The following is an 18,626-nucleotide window of genomic DNA, read 5'->3' on the forward strand; positions in this document are numbered from 1 at the left end:
GCTGGTTACAGGAAAAAAATGGACAGTTTGCTTTTCTTCCTTGGAGACATCCTGAGCGAGTGGCTAACGGGCAATTCATCGAAATCGGTGTTTATGCGTTGGGTGGAGCGCGTATTTATCGCGATGGTAATCATGCTCATCACCCTCGTGCTGTTTTACATGTACCGCACTTGACGCCCGGCATTGGCGTTCGGGTCACAGGGGTGCGCGGCTGGCGGATACTGTCGGGACGCACCCTCACTCGAATGAGATGATATAAAGATGACTGATGGCCATTCTTCTATTGCCAATCGCGACCAGAGCGCTACGCAGCCGGTCCTCGTATTGCGACCAAGCATCAGGGCCGTCATCAGTGTCATCTGCGTCTTGGCGCTCTTATTCGTCTACACCTCACTCGTCGCCGTTGGGTGGATCGAAATGAGCAGACCCACCAGCGGGGTCGGGCATGGGCTGATCGCGATCCTGCTATTCTTCGGCATCATTATTGTGTCGCTGAAGGCCCGGCGATTGGACTACACGAAACCCGTAATGGTGATCGGTCCCAACGGCATCACTGGTCAAAAACTGCCAAAGCTCATCCCATGGTCGATGATCGAGCGCGTTGAAACTCCTCAGGCGGGGCGGGCGGGGCTGATCTATCTGACCGTGCGCAAGGACGCTGATCCGGAGATACTTAAACACCTGTACAAGTGGCAGCCATTTCGAAACAGGACATTCGGGATACCGCACAGGGTTCCAGGATACAGTTCAAGCGAGGTCAAGGTCATTGTGAATCGGTATTTTGAAAGCTCACAACGGGGCTGAGCGAGGTTGTCCATCGCGCACACGCATACGGTGGCGCAACACGCCATCGAGCCTCGCCCCGAAACGTTCGGCGGCGTGGCGACTTTGATGGTTCGGAAAATGGGTCTGACAGGTAGGCGCTGGATGAGTTTCACAACGGGCCTGAAAAGGAAATTTGATGCCAAGATTTTTAAATGCAATCATATGTCTTGTGGCGCTTTGGGCTGTCTCCGCTGAGAAATCATCCGCAGCCATGTGGCTGATAAGGGGGCCAGCCAACACTAGCATGGCTGCCGACCCAGCCTGTAAAGGTCGCGACATCGAGCGCAACGCGCCTGACGACAACCATCTGTGGATCGACTGCTGGATCGGCGAAAAGCATGTCACGCTTTTGATCTCTTCGGTCGCACCTTTCGGTGCAAAGGACTTCACCTTCAAAAATGCCGCCGCGATGTTTGAGAGGATTACCGCCGGAACAGAATGGTCGGCCTTCAAGGATATGGTTAAGTTCATAGGCGGTTCGTCTTTCCAAGGTTTCGAGCCTTTCGCTCAAATGAGGTTGATTGGCAGGCTGTGTGACGTCGGGGAAAAATGCCCGAACCCCCAGGAAAAAATCGTTGCCCTCAAGATGCTTGGAACTTCCAGGGTGACGGTTTCCCTGATCGTGATGGGAGACGTCGAGCAAAAAGACTACATTGTGCATGGAAAGCGCGTTGCGACTTACCGGTATTTCCCAGACCCCATTGCTACCATGGTTGATACTTTTAACTTTGCGACGATTCAAAATCCGCCGTACTAAATGGCTGGTCATCGTCGAAGACAGAAATCTCGCCTCGCTTTGCAACCACGGCAGCCGTGATGTCTATCGTGTCAGGACGATAGCAAGGGGGCTTCAATCGCACCCGCACGGTCAGCGCCGTTGATCGCAGACATGCGGACTTGGCCGGCAAGTCGCGCTGTCGACGAGAATTTCCTTGCTGGCGTAGAGATAACATCAGTTGGCTCTCAACGCCACCAGACGCTCGCCTAAACCCACGCTGCCAGCGGTGCGACACGCAGTCACGGCCGCGGCTGCCACAGAACCAAACACCTCAACGACGTCCTGCCTGAAACTAGTCGATTCGTCGGTTTGGGCCGACATATTCCGGAATGCGCCAGGAGACGGCATTCTGAAATTTGTCGGCTGACGGATGGGGAGACATCGTAGACAGCGGCGATAACTCGGAAAAGTAGTCAAACACGCGACGAAGGCGATGACATTTGCCATTTGGCGACGATACTTCTGCTTCGATTCACAAGGAGCGCACTGCTCTCCGCCTCGATCCCATATGGCAGTCTGGTCATTGGGATGCCCGCTGCCGCTTAACGAATGCGCTGCACACATACCAAGCTATATAGGTCACTAGAATGGCCAGCTGCTGCAAGAAGATCGCGACGACGAATATAAACTGATCTAGTCCGTCATAAGAGGCGTCGCCCACATCGGCGATATCTGGCGTGAACGTCACTCTGTCGCATACGTATACTGACAGAACCACCCAGATCACCGCCAAAAAATGCAATGTCTTCCGGCAACGTGGCCATGTGCGGCCAGCGATAAAAGCCAAGATCGGAGCTGCGAAGTTGCTCATAAGTATGATGGCGAACGCGAGTTCAGGCTTGATCATCGAAAATTGATCCTTCCGACGTGCTGTGGCGCAGGACGAGGCTCTGGCCTTTCGCGTCTGTGTCCATATTCTATTCAAGAGACTGAGTGGCTCAATGGCTGCCACGCCCTATCAATCATCGCATTCCATGTCAGCGATGTCGCAAGCCAGGACTTCAGCGTGCTCGGACAGAACGGCAGCCACATTATCGAGAAGCATCGCCAATTCGGGATCGCTATCAAAAAGCTGTTCCTGTTTAGCTTTCAACTTGCCGATATAGAACTGATGAATATGCAATGATCCGGTCATTTGGGTGAGGCTTGGCATGCTGATGCTCCCATTTAGTGATTCCGGAAGGTTCGCCAAGCATAGCGCCTGTCAGGTATTTCCGTCGACTGCTCCATCTTCGTCGACGTTGTGCACCGGCACATACTTGCGGCACGATATATTTGATTACGTCGGCGTCAGCACAAGCTCGCTCCAACTCGGAACCATAAGTAAGCACTTGCCTACCAGGCCGCGTAGCTCCATCACATAATGATCCGACCGAGCATCTCAGAAACATCGTTCGGCAGCAGATTACGCAGATACTTCAAATGTCGGACAAGGTCAGGGCGGATTTGCTGTTCGACTACTTGCGGCAGGTTCTTCCCGAGCACGACCAGAACGGAAACATGGTTGAACTCGCTTCGGACCTCGAATGGCACAACACTACGGCCCAGTACAAGTGCGGACAGGAATGGCTCCGTGGCAATTTGCCGGCGATCCAGAATACGGCAGTCTATGGGCACGTCGCAAGTTTAGTGTTCGAGGACGACATTATCGCGGACTTCGTGACCTTCTCGTATGTTCAGCTTATTTATGACGTTCTCGCAAACCGTGCCCAGAATGAACATATCGCGCCTGTTATCCATAAGCTGCGAAGCAAGCAGAACGACATTCGAAAGGTTTTCAATCCGGCGATTCAAGGCGATGTCTTTGCGAGTAACGTGGTCGTCGTCAATTTGAACGACGTCAATCTGGAAATGAAGAAGACGATCCCGCTGCTGCTGTGTCGTCGCATCTATCAGGAACACAAGACGTCTTTCCAGGGCAAGACCCTGAACATCGTCATCGACGAAGCGCACAATATCCTATCGACCGAGTCCTCGCGGGAGACGGAGAGCTGGAAGGACTATCGCCTCGAAACGTTCGAGGAGATCATCAAGGAAGGCCGTAAATTCGGAGTCTTCGTAACCATCGCCAGCCAGCGACCGAACGACATCTCACCGACCATCACCTCACAGGCCCACAACTACTTCATTCACAGGCTGATCAATCAAAAAGACCTGCAGTCCATTGCTAGTGCGGTATCCTACATCGATAAACTGACCGAGGAGTCGATACCAACCCTCCCGACGGGAACCTGCATATTCAGCGGGATGGCAGGACAGATGCCTCTTAAACTGAACATCAAGGCCCTTGAACACTCGTTACAGCCAAAGAGCACCACACTTCGGTTTGCGCCTTTGCTTTCCCAGAATTGAAGCGAATGCGAGATTTCGGGATGCTCGTTCGGCCCAGTGCCGTGCAAGTGGTCGCCGACAATGGGCGGTCGTGATCCGAGGCGAGTTCTACGTCGTCTGTGTTACCGCAGATTCAAACTCATTGGGGGGAAGACTATAAGGATCACGTAGGAACCGCAATCACAACTCGGGCTTGCCTTTGCTTCCGGTTTGCGCCACCTGTGACACTCGCGAGCGCAAGGAGGACGGATGCTACAGGCGGTCATCAGTAGCAAAGCCGGCCGGTTTCCGGTGGCCAATGGCGAGGAAAGCGTTTCATGGCGCAAGGCTTTCCGCATTTCGGAGGACTTGTTAACCGCCTCCGTGTTCGGACGGCTGGCCTATCTCGATGACGAGGTGCTGTGGCGCATCATGCGGCGCACTTTCGGTGCGCCGCTGCCGGACCTAAGGGTCGCCGAACTCGAGGACATTGCCTTCTGGCCGAAATGGAGTGACGCGATCGAGGACGACGGTAAGGTGGAACCCGATGTCTTCCTCGATTTCAAGCTGGGCGACCCTGCCACGCCCGTGCGGCTGATCGTGGAAGCGAAGCTCTGGAAATATCCGTCGCAAGCGGCGCGCCAATGGGCCAGGGAATGGGTTGCTTATCATGACGCCAACGGCGACGACGGTCACGCCGTCTTCCTCTGCGCCATCGGGGGCCTGGGAGGGAAGATAGACGTGACCGTTGAGCGGATCGCCGCCGAAGTCTCGGCGCTGGGACATGAGATCAAGGTTGCCGCCGCCGGCTGGGACAATCTCCTGGACGCCCTCGAAGAGGAACGTCTAAAGCCGATGCCCCGCGCAACGACGAGGATCATCGACGATGTCGTCGCGGCACTCGGCCTCGCCGACTACCAGCACCTCAAGCTCCCGGGAGCAATGGCCAGGAATGCCCGTCCGTGGAACCCGTCCGCATCAGCGGCCCTCAGAGATTTCAAATAAGAGGCGATCTCATGTCCATCGACGAACAATCATTCGCCGCGGCGCTCGTTGACGTCCGGCACGCTTATCGCCTCCTCGCCGATTATCAGCGGCGCTGCCTCGACATGCTGACACTGATCGGCCAGCGATTTCCCGAAACCGAATTCTATAACTGGAAGCCTGGTGAGCTCACGGCTGTCCCGGTCGCCAGGACCGACCCGCGCAACCACTGGGGTTGGCATTTTCTGCCCCTCTACAGGTCATCCCTCCTTCTCGTTCCGAGAGACGGAGGAGGATCGCGTCCGGGTGTCGGCGATTGGCTGGTCGAGGTCAGGATTCTCACGGACACCGGTTGGGAGATGCAGGACAGACGCATCGAGCCCGACGCCTCGCGGTTCGCTCCCGTGGAGACCGCCGACAGCAAGCTTTCGATCATGGTGTTCAAGTGCGTCGAGGAGGTTCCGGAGTGGCAAAACTGGTTTCACCACGTGTGGGGAAACGCCCCGTGGCCCGAGGATATCGAGGACCCGGACGAAGACGGCCTTATCACCATGGAGGAAGGCGTCCTTGCCGCCTCCCAGCTCGACGTGCCGCTTGCCCAGATGACCTCGAAGGAAGCCGTCATCGCGTTCTGCGCGCGTGCGAAACGGCTCATTTCGAGGAAACTCGAGATAACATTCGCAGAACCCTGACTTGTTGCTGGCATTTCTGCGGGACATGGTTTTCCATCACCTGAGAACGGAGCGAAGGTAGATGGAAGACATCTCGTGGGAGCGGTACGGCACGGTCGGGACATTGGAAGAGAGCAGCACAGGGCACGATGAGAGAAGCCGGAAAACTTATCATATTACTTTCCAACGATGATCCTATCCAGTTGATCTGCCTCAGTGCCGAGAGCGCGGCCGAGAACTATCTGGACGAGAAAATATGGAACTTCGTAGTTTCTCTTCCCCGTTGACGAGTTCGAAAAATGACCAACCAGCAGATACTGCATGCAGCTCAAGCCTATGTAGAAGCCTTTCGAGCCGCGATCGTGAAAAGTGACAAGGATTTTCGCGAGTTATTGCAAGGGCGAGGAAGGGGCTTCAGCAGCGGGGCACATGGCGTTGTCGAATTTACCGATGAACTTCTGGCGGCAGCTCGCGCGCTCTCGGATCGAGCGATCAAAGATTTCGGTTCTTCGAGCATTCATGACAAGACTGTGGACGAGGTCGCGCGAAACACGGTCTTTGATAGCGACGTCACAGTACCTTCGAAAACAGTGGCTGCTGCTGTTGTCGCTGCGATCAGGGATGCCGCCAACCACGAGTACAGGAAAATCCGCCCGAACCAGCTCTTTCGTTTTAGCGGTGAGATAGAAGATGTGCGTGTTGGCCCGGTTCGTATCGTAAGCAGAAGGCTGTTGGCTGAAGAGGTAGCGGCCAAATACGATGCAATCCGCATTTCCGAACAAACGAAGGGAAATAATGCATTCACTTATACAGAGGAGGATGGGGACCGCGAGGCTCTTATACATCTACCCGAGGTATGTTGGGATGTCTCTGTGCGAGGGATGCCGAAAATTCTCGATGTACAGGCGCAATGGCTCATCGATGTGGCAGTCTCGTTTATCAGGCTGCAATACAAGACGCAGCCAGGCCTGTTTCCAAAATTGGCTGATGTCGAGCCACATCCAATCAATCCGTATCAATGGAGTATGGAAGGCCTTACTCTTGGGCCAGAGGGGCCGAGCTTCGGCGGTGGAACAGCCCCCACGTGGTATGAAGTCGACGAGGGCATCGCGACAATATTTGAAAGTGCGTCAGTGGTCGAAGTGGCCAGGAAAGTCTTCAATCCAGACAACAAATCGGTCGCCGAGCGTTTCCAGCAGATGTTGGGTTGGATGACAAGGGCGAGGCAGGCGAAGGAGCCAGCCGAGCGAGTCCTCCTGTTCTTCACCGCTATCGAATCCCTCCTCACTGGAGGCGACAAGGACGCCCCGATCACTGATACCATTGCTCGGGCTGCCGGCGTCATGTGGACCTCAAATGAAACGACGCGGTTTGCCTTCTATACGGCCCTCAAGAAGCTGTACGGATTGCGGTCGCGCATCGTCCACACTGGGCATCGTAGTGTCGCCCAACTAGAGCTGAACAACATCCACTACATTGCATGGAATCTAGCCCACCTCGTACTTCACAAGGTCGATCTGTCGCAGAAGCACGAGGATTTTCTCACGGACATAAAGGAAGCGACTTTCGGAGGAAAATGGAAGGCGTTGCTCGTTCCGAATGAGGGTAACTGACCTAGCGAGAACAGTTGCGCCAAGACTGAGGCTTTACGATCACGTCATTATCGCAATCTATGAGTAGCAATGTGAACAACGGGATTCTCGCTTGATTTGCACAGCCTTCGCATGAGACACCTCGCAAATACTAATGCAATGCGAGTCCCCCATGTCCGACGCGATCTCTTCCAGAACGCAGGATTTTAGCCAGTTGGTGCGGTCGAAGATCGATGAGATCAGACCGCGACTACTTGATCTGTCCGCAAAAAACCCCTTGGTCTCGTTGAGTTTTGGTTCGCGCTCTGCTGGGTACGTTCGCGTTATCGACGAACTTCCTGACAGGGTGTTCTTTACGCTGTCTACCGACGGCTCGTTTAATTTTCGTGCTCTGCCACCGCTCGAGGATGGGCCCCCGGACGAACAGAGTGCACCATTTCTCGAGGCGTTCGCTATAGGGCTCGTGACAGATGCCTTCTACCTGGAGCAACAATCGAAGCTTAACGCGGATGCCGTCGAGTATCCTGATCTCGTGCGTCAGTTGGAGCGGGACCTAAAGGACCGTATCCGCGAGAACCTTGGAATGCCCAAGCGGATTGTGCGGAAGGACGAGTCTCTCACGCAGCATGCACGCAATCACGACATCAATCCCGGGTTCGATTTGCCCGCACCGAGTGAACATATCGACCCGAAACACGACGACGATCACATCCAGACGTTGCTTCTGGGACCGGATTTGGAGCGCAAGCTCAACGGCCTTATGGCTAAGGGCAAAACCTGGCAACAGGAAACGGGCCTGAACCTGCTTCGAGGCGCATTTGGCTTCCTTGAGTGGAAGGACCCGAAGCGCGGCGACAACCGGGTTTATTATTCGCCACTGGTTCTGTTGCCAACGACGATGTCGCGACAGAAGACTGCAGCAGGTCCGCTGTTCACCGTTGAAGGAGCAGGGGAGGAAGCTGAGACCAACCTCGTGCTGCGCGAGAAGCTTCGACGCGAATTCGACATCGAACTGCCAGTTTTCGGCGGAGGCTCTCTTGAGGCCTATTTCGAAGAAGTGTCAGCGGTCGAGCAGACCAAGGTTGCCTGGCGGGTTCGTCGGTGGATCGTGTTCGGTGTGTTTCCGGCGGCACGTATGGCGATGTACGAGGACCTTGATACGGCGGTATCGGATTTCTCCGAAAACAGTGTCATCGAGAACCTGCTTGTTGGCTCCGAGGTTGGAAAGACCGGCGCGATCGCGAACGAATATGAAGTCGATGCGCCGGATGTTGAGGTCCAGGTGCCGTACCTGGTGAAGAAGGCGGACGTTTCTCAGTTCAGCGTTCTGGTCGATCTCGTAAAAGGCAACAACATCGCCGTCGAAGGTCCGCCTGGGACCGGGAAATCAGACACGATCGTCAACTCGATCGCCGCGGCGCTGGCGAAGGGTAAGAAGGTGCTCTTCGTCGCGGAGAAGTCCGCAGCTCTCAAGGTGGTCCATTCTCGCCTCGAAGAGGTCGGGTTGGGAGAATTCGTCCTGCCGCTTCTCGCGGGCAAGGGGAGTCGCGAGGAGTTCATGGACTCGCTCCGCTCCCGCCTTGATGTAGTCGAGCCGTCTCCCCGTTATCTGCAACAAGAACGAGAAAGGTACACAGCGGCGCGGGACCGTCTCGCACGCTACGTCAGCATCCTTTCCGAAGAATGGAACGGAAGCGGCAGATCGGTTCACTCGGTTTTGGGCGCGGCGATAGCGACGCAAGACGCCTTGATGAGTCTCGCTCCGACCGCCGTTTCAGAGCATCGGCTGCCAACAGCCGACCTCAAGGAGCACGAGATCAGCAGCCTGGTTGAGTCAGTCCGAAGGCTTGCACAGATATCATCCACGGATGCCGCCAAGCGCTCATATTGGCGCGGGACTACTTCTCTCGACACAAGTCCATTCAAAATGAACTCAATCATCGCCCGAACCGAAAAGGCCGCGGCGGCCTATCGGACGCTTGGTGAAGCATGCACCGCGCTGGGCGAACGGACTGGTATTCCGGCTTTCACGCTCGTCGACATTGCCGACCTGGCGCAGTGGGCAAATCGTCTCGCCGAACGGAATCCTCAATTCCTGTCGGACGACGATATCGTGGTCGCCGTCATGGACTCCGCCTCAACGATCTCGGAATTCCTGGATCGATGTGTGGTCGCCCAAACGAAGGCGGCAGACCTTGGAAAAGTGGTCAACGATCCTCAGATGCCGCACCTCGCAGAGGCGCTCGCCCGCATCGCAGATGTCTGCAAGGACAACGGAATCGGAAAATTGGACGCATCCGATCGGTTGCTGCAAATAGAGTTCCATCTGAGCGCAACGGCTGCGGCAGAAAGGCTTGTTACCGGTGTCTCGGCTTTCGTACACCGAATTTCGGGAGCCGGGGAGTGGACAGTCGGAGATGTTCGCAACGCTGTCCGGATATGGTCGGAAACAAGCAAACGCGTTGTCGCGCAACGCCGCGCCAGCTTGATCGACCCTGCCTCGATCGAGACCCTAAAAGGCCTGTTGGAACGCGCGATTGTTATCCGCCAACGGCACACGGAATTGAGTGCGACCGTGACGGTTAAAAATCGTCTGAAGGCGTCCGAGATCGAAGGCCCTCTCTCTGCAATCAGACAAGCCGGAGCATTCAGCTTTCTTTCAGGGGCTTTTAAGCAGGCGAAGGCGTTTTACCTGTCGATTTCAAAGCGGGGCACCTTCGATAAGAACACAGCAATCGCTGATCTCCAACAACTGCAAACCTTCCTGGAAGATGAGGAAACGTTCAACGAACGGGCGATCCGAAGCGGAGTGTTCGGCCCGAGCTTCGAGGGGCGGGATACTGATTTCCAGACCTTTGAAGAACTGATCCGCTTCTACGAGGCCATCGACAAGGCGCTACCGGGATTCGAACATCGCGAGATCAGGTCTTTCCTGAAGACTGCAGACGCCGATCTCGTCGAGAGCATGCCAGCCGTTGGCGACTTGCTTCCCGAGACGAAGCTCGGGGCGGTCGAGGGATTCAGCAGGGACTCGTCTGCGGTTCTCGCGAGACTGCGTGAGGTCCACGAGGAGCTGTCGCGTCTGGAGGCCCACTTGCGGCCAGCGGGAAAGGTACTTCCGCCGTCGGCGATGCGGTCGCTGTCGGCCGACGTTGATCGCCTACGGACAACGCTTGTCCAACTGGATTCTTTCCCTGAGGCAGCGAAACTCGGGCGACGCTTCGCAGGCTGGAAAACCGATGTTCCCGCAGCGAGGCCGCTTGTTGCGATTGGCGTTCTGCTTGAAGAGGCAGGCAAATCCGGTGAAATCCTTCGCAAATCTCTCCAGGACCAAGTATTCCCACGTCTGGTCGCAGAGATAAATGCTGTCGTGGCCGCCGGGGAGGCAGCGAGTGCTGCATTGGCCGAAGCGTCGCTGGAGGCCGCGTGCGACCTCAAAGTTAACGCCATCCACCCGGATGCATTTGCCATGAGTGCTTTCCTGTCTGAGGCGGCGGAAGATAGAGAAGGGCTGGAGACAGCGATCCTGCTCTCGAAGGCCAGAACTGATGTTGCCCGCTACGGGATGCAGGAAACAGTTGATCTGCTGCAAAGGCAGGTCCCCGCATCGGATAACCTTCCTAAAATGGTCGAATCGCTCGTGCGTCGAGCAGCCGCAGAGCGCGTATACGGGACATATGGGTCGGAGTTGTCCGGCTATTCCGGCAAGCAGATCGAAGATATCCGAGCGGAATTCAAGCATGCCGACGACAACGTCAGGAAGCTGTCACGCAAGGCCCTCAGGTCGGAACTCATCTCGAAGGCAAGGCCAGCGACGGGAAACTCGCGCGGCCGCGTTGCCGATTATGCTGAAATGGGGCTGCTTGAGCACCTGGCGGGCCAGCGGCGAATTCGCGTTCCACTGCGAGATATCACGCGTCGCGCGGGCCGGGCACTGCTTGAACTCAAGCCTTGCTGGATCATGTCGCCACTTGCCGTCGCGCAGTTCATTCCGAAGGGGTCGATCCACTTTGACATCTGTGTGATCGACGAAGCATCCCAGATGCCTCCCGAGGATGCCATCGGCGCGTTGTATAGGGCCTATCAGGCCATGATCGTCGGTGACACGAAACAGTTACCGCCAACGAACTTCTTCCATAAGATTTACGCGGGCGACGACGAGGATGACGAGAACCCCGACGCGGTCACACAGGAATCGGTTTTGGAAATGGCAAACAGCGCTTTCCGGCCGCGTAGGATGCTGCGTTGGCATTACCGCTCGCGTCATTCTGCGTTGATCAGATTCTCGAATAGGATGATGTACGACGACGATCTGGTCGTTTTCCCATCATCGAACGAGGACGATCCGTCCATGGGCGTCTTCTCGACGTTCACGTCGGGCATCTACAAAGCTGGCCTAAACCCCATCGAGGGTGAGGCAGTTGTCGAGGCCGCTCTGAATTTCATGAAAACCGATCCCAATCGGTCGCTCGGGATCGTAGCGATGAACAAGTCACAATCGGACTTCATAAACGAGCGCCTTCAATACGCTATCGCCAGAGACAAGAAGGCGACCGACTATGTCGAGCGCTGGAACGCGGAGAGAGGCGGCCTCGAGGAGTTCTTCGTCAAGAACCTAGAAAACGTGCAGGGCGACGAACGCGATGTGATTTTCATATCGACCGTATATGGTCCACCTGCACCCGGCGAACGCATCCGCCAGGCTTTCGGTCCGCTAAACGGGGCGACCGGTAAGCGTCGTCTCAACGTTCTCTTCAGCCGCGCCAAGGAGCAGGTCCGCACATTTACGTCCATGACAAGCGGTGACATCATGGCGGAAGAGGGAGGCAACGAAGGGGCGCTGATGCTCAAGCGTTGGCTCGAATACAGCGCCGGCGGGCTCCTTGAATCTTCCACAGGAACGCACGGTGCATTTGATTCACCGCTTGAGCAGTACATCGCCCAGCAGATCGAAGCCATGGGATGCACCGCGGTTCCGCAGGTAGGGGTCGTTGGCTACTCCATCGATCTCGGCCTTCGGCACCCGGAATGGCCTAATGGATTCATCATGGGCGTCGAGTGCGACGGCGCGACATATCATTCTTCCAAATCGGCGCGCGATCGCGACCGTCATCGCCAGGAAGTCCTCGAAAACCTCGGTTGGAAAATTCACCGTGTTTGGAGCACGGACTGGTTCGACAATCCACGTAGGGAAGCCGAACGCCTTCGCACGGCGATCACCGCCCGCTTGACGGAGCTCAAGGCACGCGCGACCCGCCCGCTGTCCCAGCAGCCGATCGTGATTGCGCCCACCCAATCGACGGCGTCGCCAGCCCAACCACGTCCACATGAGGACGACAGGCAGGCAAAGCTGACGCTACCCGAGCCCAAACCCGAGCCCATCGCACGATCGGCGGCTCCAAAGACAATTACCGCAAGGCTAGGGGACACCATCCGTCTGCGCTACCTCGACAGAAACCAGGAAACCTACCAGTTCAAGATCGTAAAGGAGCCAAGCCAACCGGAGCGTGGGATCGTGAACCAGTCAGCGCCGTTGGCGAAGGGCGTGATAGACACGGAAGAAGGCGAGGAGATTGAAATCCTGCTCGGCAGCCTAATCCGGAAGGCGGTGGTTGAGAAGATATCCCGATAAATCTGGTGATCGACGTTCCATTGGAAGGAGTTCCCTCGGCCGAGCATGCTACGGGGCTCGCCGCGCGCTAATTCCTGTCGCGTGAGTAGAGAACCTCATGAACGAAATCATGACGTCCGGAAATTCGCGGAGTTATGTCGCAAATACCACAACCGATAGGATCGTCAGCTGTTCGGTCGAGCGTCTTTGACGAGCCGACTTGCTTCTTCCAACATTTCGATCTCAGTGGATCGAACACAAGGGTCGCCAAAACGGTGCTCAGCGGCTATCTCGACGGTAGCTTTCTCAAAGCGAAGCCGCGCGGCGGTTGCTTTGCGTTCTCGGTCATGTGGGTCTAAAGAGGTTTGCCTTGGCATCACGGGACTCGCGGACGACGCTTGCAACAAGCCACCATAGTACGTCTTGTGCCAGTTGCCACACAATTCCGTATTTACGGTCGCTCGGCGATTGTTGCTTACCCCGGGCAGCCATCACTCAATGGCGCTCCGTCGGATTGGCGGCGCTTCTTGCCGGGCAACTTGAATTGAACGCAATCCGACACTATTTGACGGTCATCGGCGTTGCTGGTGAGTGCTCCATGCGAGCGTTCGCGACTGCCGAAGTCGCTTATCTCTTTTGACCACGGATGTACTGGCACTGGTGTGAAGAGCGATGTTGGAAAGGTCGGTGCGATTTCGCCCCGGCCTTTTTTATTTTGGCCAGGGGCGTCGGGGACGAAGCTTTGGCAGCTAATGCCGGGTGTCCAGAGTAACCGGTGTTCTGGCCCCACATTGCCCGTTGTCGCCTGATCTGTGATCGACGTTCCATGGACGAGCGACAAGGAGTTTCTCCATGGAGACTACATTGGAGGTTCTCACGAAGCGACGGAGCCGACGGGAGGCTCACCGCCAATGGTCGGACGAGGTGAAGGCACGGATCGTTTCGGAGAGCTTGCGTCCGGGCGTGACGGTGAACGAGGTCGCGGAACGTCACGGGTTGAAAGCCAATCATCTGTCGTCCTGGCGAACGCTGGCGCGGCAGGGGAAGCTGGTTTTACCGGAGCCGGAAGACGCAGTCGAATTCGCGGCCATGGTTGTCGAGATGCCCGCACCGGAGCCGCCGACCCCCAAAGCAGTGTCCCGCGCCGAGATTGTCGTCGGCCTTGTCACCATCCGTCTTGAGGAAGGTGCGCCTGCTGCCCGGATCGCCGCCATCGCGCGTGCCCTGGCGGCGGCGACATGATCTTTCCATCGAACCGCGTTCGGATCATGGTCGCGACCAAACCAGTCGACTTCCGCAAGGGGCATGACGGACTGGCGGCGCTTGTGAAGAACGAGTTGCACAAGGACCCGTTCACCGGAACAGTCTTCGTGTTCCGGTCGCGCAAGGCGGACCGGTTGAAGCTGATCTACTGGGATGGCAGCGGGATTGTGCTGGCCTACAAGCGGCTGGAAGATCACACCTTCACCTGGCCCGGCATACGGGATGGACTGATGACGCTGACCCACGCCCAGTTCGAAGCCCTCTTTGCGGGCCTCGACTGGCGGCGGGTTCATGCCGTCCAGACGAGAACGCCGGAGGCTATCGAATAGCTGCGGCACTGTGACTCAGCACGACAGATTCCAAGGGCAAATCGGCGCGGGATTTGGTAAATTCTGGCCATGCTTGATACCGCCGATCTTCCCGATGATGTTGCCGCCCTGAAGGCGATGCTGATTGCAGCCCAGGCACGCGAGTCAGGCAAAGACGCCCAGATTGCCCGCAAGGACGAGCGGATCGAACGGCTTGAGAAGCTGGTCGCGGCCTTCAAGCAGGCAGCCTTCGGGCGCAAGTCCGAGAAGACCGATCCCGACCAGTTCGATCTGGCACTGGAAGACCTGGAAACGGCAATTGCCACGATCCATGCCGAGGATGAGGCGGACGTTCCTACTGGAAATAGGATTGCCAAGCCACGCGCGATCAATCGCGGCTCTCTTCCAAAACATCTTCCCCGTGTGGTGGAGGTGATCGAGCCGGAAAGCCTGGTCTGCGCCTGCGGCGGTTGCCTACATCGCATCGGCGAGGATGTGTCCGAACGGCTGGATGTCGTCCCGGCGCAGTACCGCGTCATCGTCACTCGCCGCCCCAAATATGCATGCCGTGCCTGCACCGACGGTGTGGTTCAGGCTCCGGCTCCGGCACGCCTGATCCAGGCTGGCCTGCCGACGGAAGCGTCCGTCGCCCATGTGCTGGTCTCCAAATATGCCGATCATCTTCCGCTTTACCGCCAGGCCCAGATCATGAGCCGCCAGGGCATCGATCTCGACCGATCCACGCTTGCCGACTGGGTCGGGCGAGCAGCGTTCGAATTGCGCCCCGTCTTCGATGCATTGATCACGGACCTGAAGCGCTCGACCAAGCTCTTCATGGACGAGACCCGTGCCCCGGTTCTCGATCCCGGCTCGCGCAAGACCAAGACCGGCTACTTCTGGGCGCTGGCGCGGGATGATCGCCCATGGGGCGGCGGCGCTCCACCGGGCGTTGCCTTCACCTACGCTCCGGGTCGCGGGGGCGTTCATGCCGAGCGCATATTGCAGGACTTCTCGGGCATCCTGCAGGTCGATGGCTATGCCGGATATAACAGACTGGTCGCACCTGAGCGTGTCGGCTTGGAGATCCGGCTTGCCTATTGCTGGGCGCACGCTCGTCGCAAGCTGGTGGAGATCACCCGCAACGCAACAGCGCCGATTGCAGATGACGGCGTCAGACGGATCGGAGAACTATATAGTATCGAGGCCGAATTGCGTGGCCTTGATCCGCAGGCTCGCCTTGCTGGACGGCAGGAACGATCAGCGCCACTGATCACTGACATGCAGGCCTGGCTTGTCAGTCACCGTGCCCGTGTCGGTACGAAGTCCCCACTCGGCGAGGCTTTGGCCTATATGGCCAAATACTGGGAGGGTCTGAAGCTCTTCCTCACCGACGGCCGCATCGAGATCGACAGCAACAGCGTCGAGCGAACCATTCGGCCAATAGCCGGACCTGAGTCATTGTGCGCTCCTTCTCTAAGTATCTGTAAACATTGGAAGCGTCTCCGTGTCAGCAATGCGACACGGGCGGCCCTTCAGGGCTATCGCGGCTTGGACCGTCGCAGAAGCCAGGTCGCTGACCCTGATTTGATACGGCGCACCGCGAACCACCTGTTCGGCGGACAACACCTTCATCTTTATCAGATGGCGTATTCGATGGTTAGTTACGCCTAATGCCGCCGCAGCCTCAGTCATGGTCAGCCATTCGCCGTCTTTGTCGGCTGATTTGTACGCGTGGATCGCACGTACCCGCCTTACAGAAGCGACCCGATGGGCGGTCCAGGTTTTTCCTTGCCCCGTTGGCATGCCCATTCGATTCAGCGACGCGGCGATATGTTCATCGGACCAGCGACCAGCCATGCTGCGCATCACCGCCAGGGCATCCTCAGTGGTGGCACAACCGTGTTCACCGGTCTGAGGCTTACGGACCTTGAGTTCCGAATGCTGGCCGCCCTTCCAATGGATCGTCAGCACGACGTCACGCACCGCATCGTCGACATCAACGACAATGTCGGCGATGAGTGTACGCAGCAGTTGCTGGCGCACGCGCATGGTCACATCGGGCGACTCCCAGGCAGCTAAGAGATTGTCGGCCAAGTTCGCGAAAGTGCCTGGATCGACCGCTATTGTCGAAGGACTGTCGGCAGGCTTGCGCTCCTCCAGATCCCGCACGCGGCGTAATGCAGTTTCCCAATTCTTCTCAAGCTGCGCGGCGATGAGACGATTGTCGGGATCGCATGCCGCATAGCGACGCTCAGCCAGGCTGGCCTCGTAGCGAGCCTGTTGTAGCTCCAGGTCGTGAATGTGCCGCTGGTCTTCTTGCCGCTCCCGGTGCATCCGCTCTGCTTCAAAGGTCGCTTCGATCGCTAACGGTTCTACCGCGCGCAACAACTCGCGCGCAACCGCCGCATCGACCTTCGGGCCACCGAACGTCATGCACCGGGGCAAGCCCATCATTAGATTCTGCTTGTCGCAGCGATAGACAGGATTGTGTGGATTGCCCGTATAAGCAACACTCAGCCGCCGCCCACACCGTCCGCAGGTCAGGAGTCCCGATAATAACGCTTTGCCGCCACGGCCCGATTTAGTCCCGCCCGAGCGGCCATAATTATTGAGCGCCAATTGCTGTTGGTTGCGCTCGTACTCGTCCCAACTGATGTAACCTTCGTGATGATCCCGGATCATCACCTCCCAGGTGCCGACAGGCTTGCCATGCCCATAGCTGCGACGCGCTCGTCCATCAACGATGGCAGTCCGCTTCTCGCTCTTCCCATAGACGTAGACGCCGGCGTAGAAGGGGTTTTTGAGGATGCCGATTACATTGCGATAACGGACCGGCGTCCAGACGAAGTTGGTCATGCGCCTTTCATCCGAAGGCCGCGGAAAGTGGATTTGATCTTTCGTCATCGACAGCAGCACCTGACGCGCGCTTCCAAGCTCGTGGAAGCGTGCGAATATAGATCGGATTACGTCTTGCAGACGCAGATCGGGGTCCAGTCCAAGCCCCGCCTCCCGATGCCAAATGTAGCCGAACGGAACGGAAAGTCGCAATTCGCCACGGCGCGCTTTCGATCTGGCGGCATCGAGCATGCGGGCTCTCAGCACGCCAAGTTCGAACTCGCTGATACTGCCCTTCATCCCCAGCAGCAGACGATCATTGGGCCGACATGGATTGTAGACACCATCGTGATCTATGACGCGGGCTTCAACGAGGCCACATAGTTCGAGCAGATGGTGCCAGTCGCGGCCGTTACGTGCGAGCCGTGAGGCGTCGAAGCATAAAACGGCACCAACTTTGCCGGCGCACAGCAGGGCGACGAGACGATCGAAGCCGGGGCGCGCGACCGTTCCGCTGGCGGAGCGTCCGAGGTCATCGTCGATGACCTCAACGTCGAGAAAGCCGCGCTGTCGTGCGACGTCAACAAGGTCATACTGCCGTCGCTGGCTTTCCAGATTGGTCATCACCTGTGACTGAGTGGACTGCCGAACGTAAACGACGGCCTTGCGTTCAAGCAGCACTGTCGGAATCAGATCAGTGCTGATCATCGTTGAGCTCCTCGACGGCCAGACCGGCCGCCTGCATCAGCAGGCAAGCCAGTGTTGATATCGCCTTCTTGCGATCCTTGTCGCTCAGTCCGTCGAGCGTGCGGGTTTTGAATATCAGGTCGAGCTGCCGGCCCGACGCCGGCACCAGCGTGTTGCGGGATCTCATCATCTTCCTCCTGAGTGATTCTATGTTCACCTCGGAAGAGTGCCGCCTTCGCACCGCCTGAGACCAGTCTGTTCAGTTCGATCAGCGCCGCAAGATCGACGCGTGCCGTTCCCATGGTCATGCCGCTGCACACCACAGGATCTATCATCCACCCCGAAATCGCGATCACGACACCTGTCGGTCCCAAAACCTTCAAAAACCGACCTGTCGCTCGTTCTTCGACGCGCCGAACAGACACCTTTTGGCCGAAATACGGATGCCAGCGATAATGGACTTCGACTTCGTCGCCGACATGGGCAGAATGAACGGGGGATTGCCTTGAACAGGAAGAATGCTCTCTTCGCCGGGCACGACGCTGGAGCAGAGAACTGGGCAACTATCGCCTCGCTGGTTGAGACCTGCAAACTAAATGCCGTCGATCCGCTGGCCTATCTGACCGCCACGCTCAGCGCCGTCGTCAACGGTCACAAACAAAGCCGCGTCGAAGAACTGCTGCCGTGGAATTGCCTAGCAAGATAACATCGATCGCTGGCTCGACGCTCCATCGTGAAGACGTCTGAATAACTTGCGATAGG

Annotated in this window: 14 protein-coding genes and 2 pseudogenes; 12 read left to right on the forward strand and 4 right to left on the reverse strand. The window is 57.2% G+C overall.

Annotation, left to right across the window (positions count from 1 at the left end):
* The first annotated feature begins 18 nt into the window (after nucleotides 1–18).
* The 3 genes from RL_RS40135 to RL_RS11035 all read left to right on the forward strand — a co-directional run bounded on the left by RL_RS40135 (nucleotide 19) and on the right by RL_RS11035 (nucleotide 1,582).
* Nucleotides 19–174, forward strand: coding sequence for a hypothetical protein (locus tag RL_RS40135; protein WP_173364438.1), 156 nt, complete (start codon nucleotides 19–21; stop codon nucleotides 172–174).
* 87 nt (nucleotides 175–261) lie between these two features.
* Nucleotides 262–804, forward strand: a complete 543-nt coding sequence (locus RL_RS11030; protein ID WP_011651727.1) for a hypothetical protein — start codon at nucleotides 262–264, stop codon at nucleotides 802–804.
* 157 nt (nucleotides 805–961) lie between these two features.
* Entirely contained in the window at nucleotides 962–1,582 is a 621-nt protein-coding gene (locus RL_RS11035; protein WP_011651728.1) for a hypothetical protein, read from the forward strand.
* A gap of 541 nt (nucleotides 1,583–2,123) precedes the next feature.
* Here the strand turns inward: RL_RS11035 and RL_RS11040 are convergent.
* Nucleotides 2,124–2,450, reverse strand: coding sequence for a hypothetical protein (locus tag RL_RS11040; protein ID WP_041936299.1), 327 nt, complete (start codon nucleotides 2,448–2,450; stop codon nucleotides 2,124–2,126).
* Between the two features lie 111 nt (nucleotides 2,451–2,561).
* A complete protein-coding gene (locus tag RL_RS11045; protein WP_041936300.1) occupies nucleotides 2,562–2,756 on the reverse strand; it encodes a hypothetical protein in 195 nt (64 codons plus the stop codon).
* Between the two features lie 269 nt (nucleotides 2,757–3,025).
* Between RL_RS11045 and RL_RS11050 the strand changes: the two genes are divergently transcribed.
* From RL_RS11050 to RL_RS11090, 8 genes are all read left to right on the forward strand, one after another.
* Nucleotides 3,026–3,955: an ATP-binding protein gene (locus RL_RS11050; RefSeq protein WP_011651731.1), complete on the forward strand. Its 930-nt coding sequence runs from the start codon at nucleotides 3,026–3,028 to the stop codon at nucleotides 3,953–3,955.
* A gap of 228 nt (nucleotides 3,956–4,183) precedes the next feature.
* A complete protein-coding gene (locus RL_RS11055; RefSeq protein WP_011651732.1) occupies nucleotides 4,184–4,918 on the forward strand; it encodes a hypothetical protein in 735 nt (244 codons plus the stop codon).
* Nucleotides 4,876–5,589 (forward strand): hypothetical protein, encoded by a 714-nt coding sequence (locus tag RL_RS11060; RefSeq protein WP_244432368.1) that lies wholly within the window; start codon nucleotides 4,876–4,878, stop codon nucleotides 5,587–5,589. The genes RL_RS11055 and RL_RS11060 overlap by 43 nt, the downstream gene beginning before the upstream one ends.
* A gap of 278 nt (nucleotides 5,590–5,867) precedes the next feature.
* Nucleotides 5,868–7,181 carry a HEPN domain-containing protein gene (locus RL_RS11065; protein ID WP_011651734.1) on the forward strand — a complete coding sequence of 438 codons (1,314 nt, stop codon included), beginning with the start codon at nucleotides 5,868–5,870 and terminating at the stop codon, nucleotides 7,179–7,181.
* 151 nt (nucleotides 7,182–7,332) lie between these two features.
* Entirely contained in the window at nucleotides 7,333–12,792 is a 5,460-nt protein-coding gene (locus RL_RS36905; protein WP_162039365.1) for a DUF4011 domain-containing protein, read from the forward strand.
* 831 nt (nucleotides 12,793–13,623) lie between these two features.
* A complete protein-coding gene (locus tag RL_RS11080; protein ID WP_011651738.1) occupies nucleotides 13,624–14,013 on the forward strand; it encodes an IS66-like element accessory protein TnpA in 390 nt (129 codons plus the stop codon).
* A complete protein-coding gene (gene tnpB, locus RL_RS11085; RefSeq protein ID WP_011651739.1) occupies nucleotides 14,010–14,363 on the forward strand; it encodes an IS66 family insertion sequence element accessory protein TnpB in 354 nt (117 codons plus the stop codon). Before RL_RS11080 ends, tnpB begins: the two co-directional genes overlap by 4 nt.
* A gap of 69 nt (nucleotides 14,364–14,432) precedes the next feature.
* The gene (locus tag RL_RS11090; RefSeq protein WP_244432369.1) at nucleotides 14,433–16,013 is read left to right on the forward strand and encodes an IS66 family transposase; all 1,581 of its coding nucleotides are present in this window, start codon (nucleotides 14,433–14,435) and stop codon (nucleotides 16,011–16,013) included.
* 774 nt (nucleotides 16,014–16,787) lie between these two features.
* On the opposite strand, the pseudogene RL_RS40520 reads toward RL_RS11090, so the two are convergent.
* Both RL_RS40520 and RL_RS11105 read right to left on the reverse strand, forming a co-directional pair.
* Nucleotides 16,788–17,885 (reverse strand): annotated as a pseudogene (locus RL_RS40520) (recombinase family protein); the annotation flags it as partial.
* The gene (locus RL_RS11105) at nucleotides 17,872–18,051 is read right to left on the reverse strand and encodes a hypothetical protein (protein ID WP_025393262.1); all 180 of its coding nucleotides are present in this window, start codon (nucleotides 18,049–18,051) and stop codon (nucleotides 17,872–17,874) included. The pseudogene RL_RS40520 and the gene RL_RS11105, both read right to left, overlap by 14 nt.
* Before the next feature lie 306 nt (nucleotides 18,052–18,357).
* On the opposite strand from RL_RS11105, the pseudogene RL_RS11110 reads away from it, so the two are divergent.
* A pseudogene (locus RL_RS11110) lies at nucleotides 18,358–18,570 on the forward strand (transposase domain-containing protein); the annotation flags it as partial.
* Between the last annotated feature and the right edge of the window lie 56 nt (nucleotides 18,571–18,626).

This window comes from Rhizobium johnstonii 3841, assembly GCF_000009265.1.
GTDB classification, from domain to species: Bacteria; Pseudomonadota; Alphaproteobacteria; order Rhizobiales; family Rhizobiaceae; genus Rhizobium; species Rhizobium acaciae.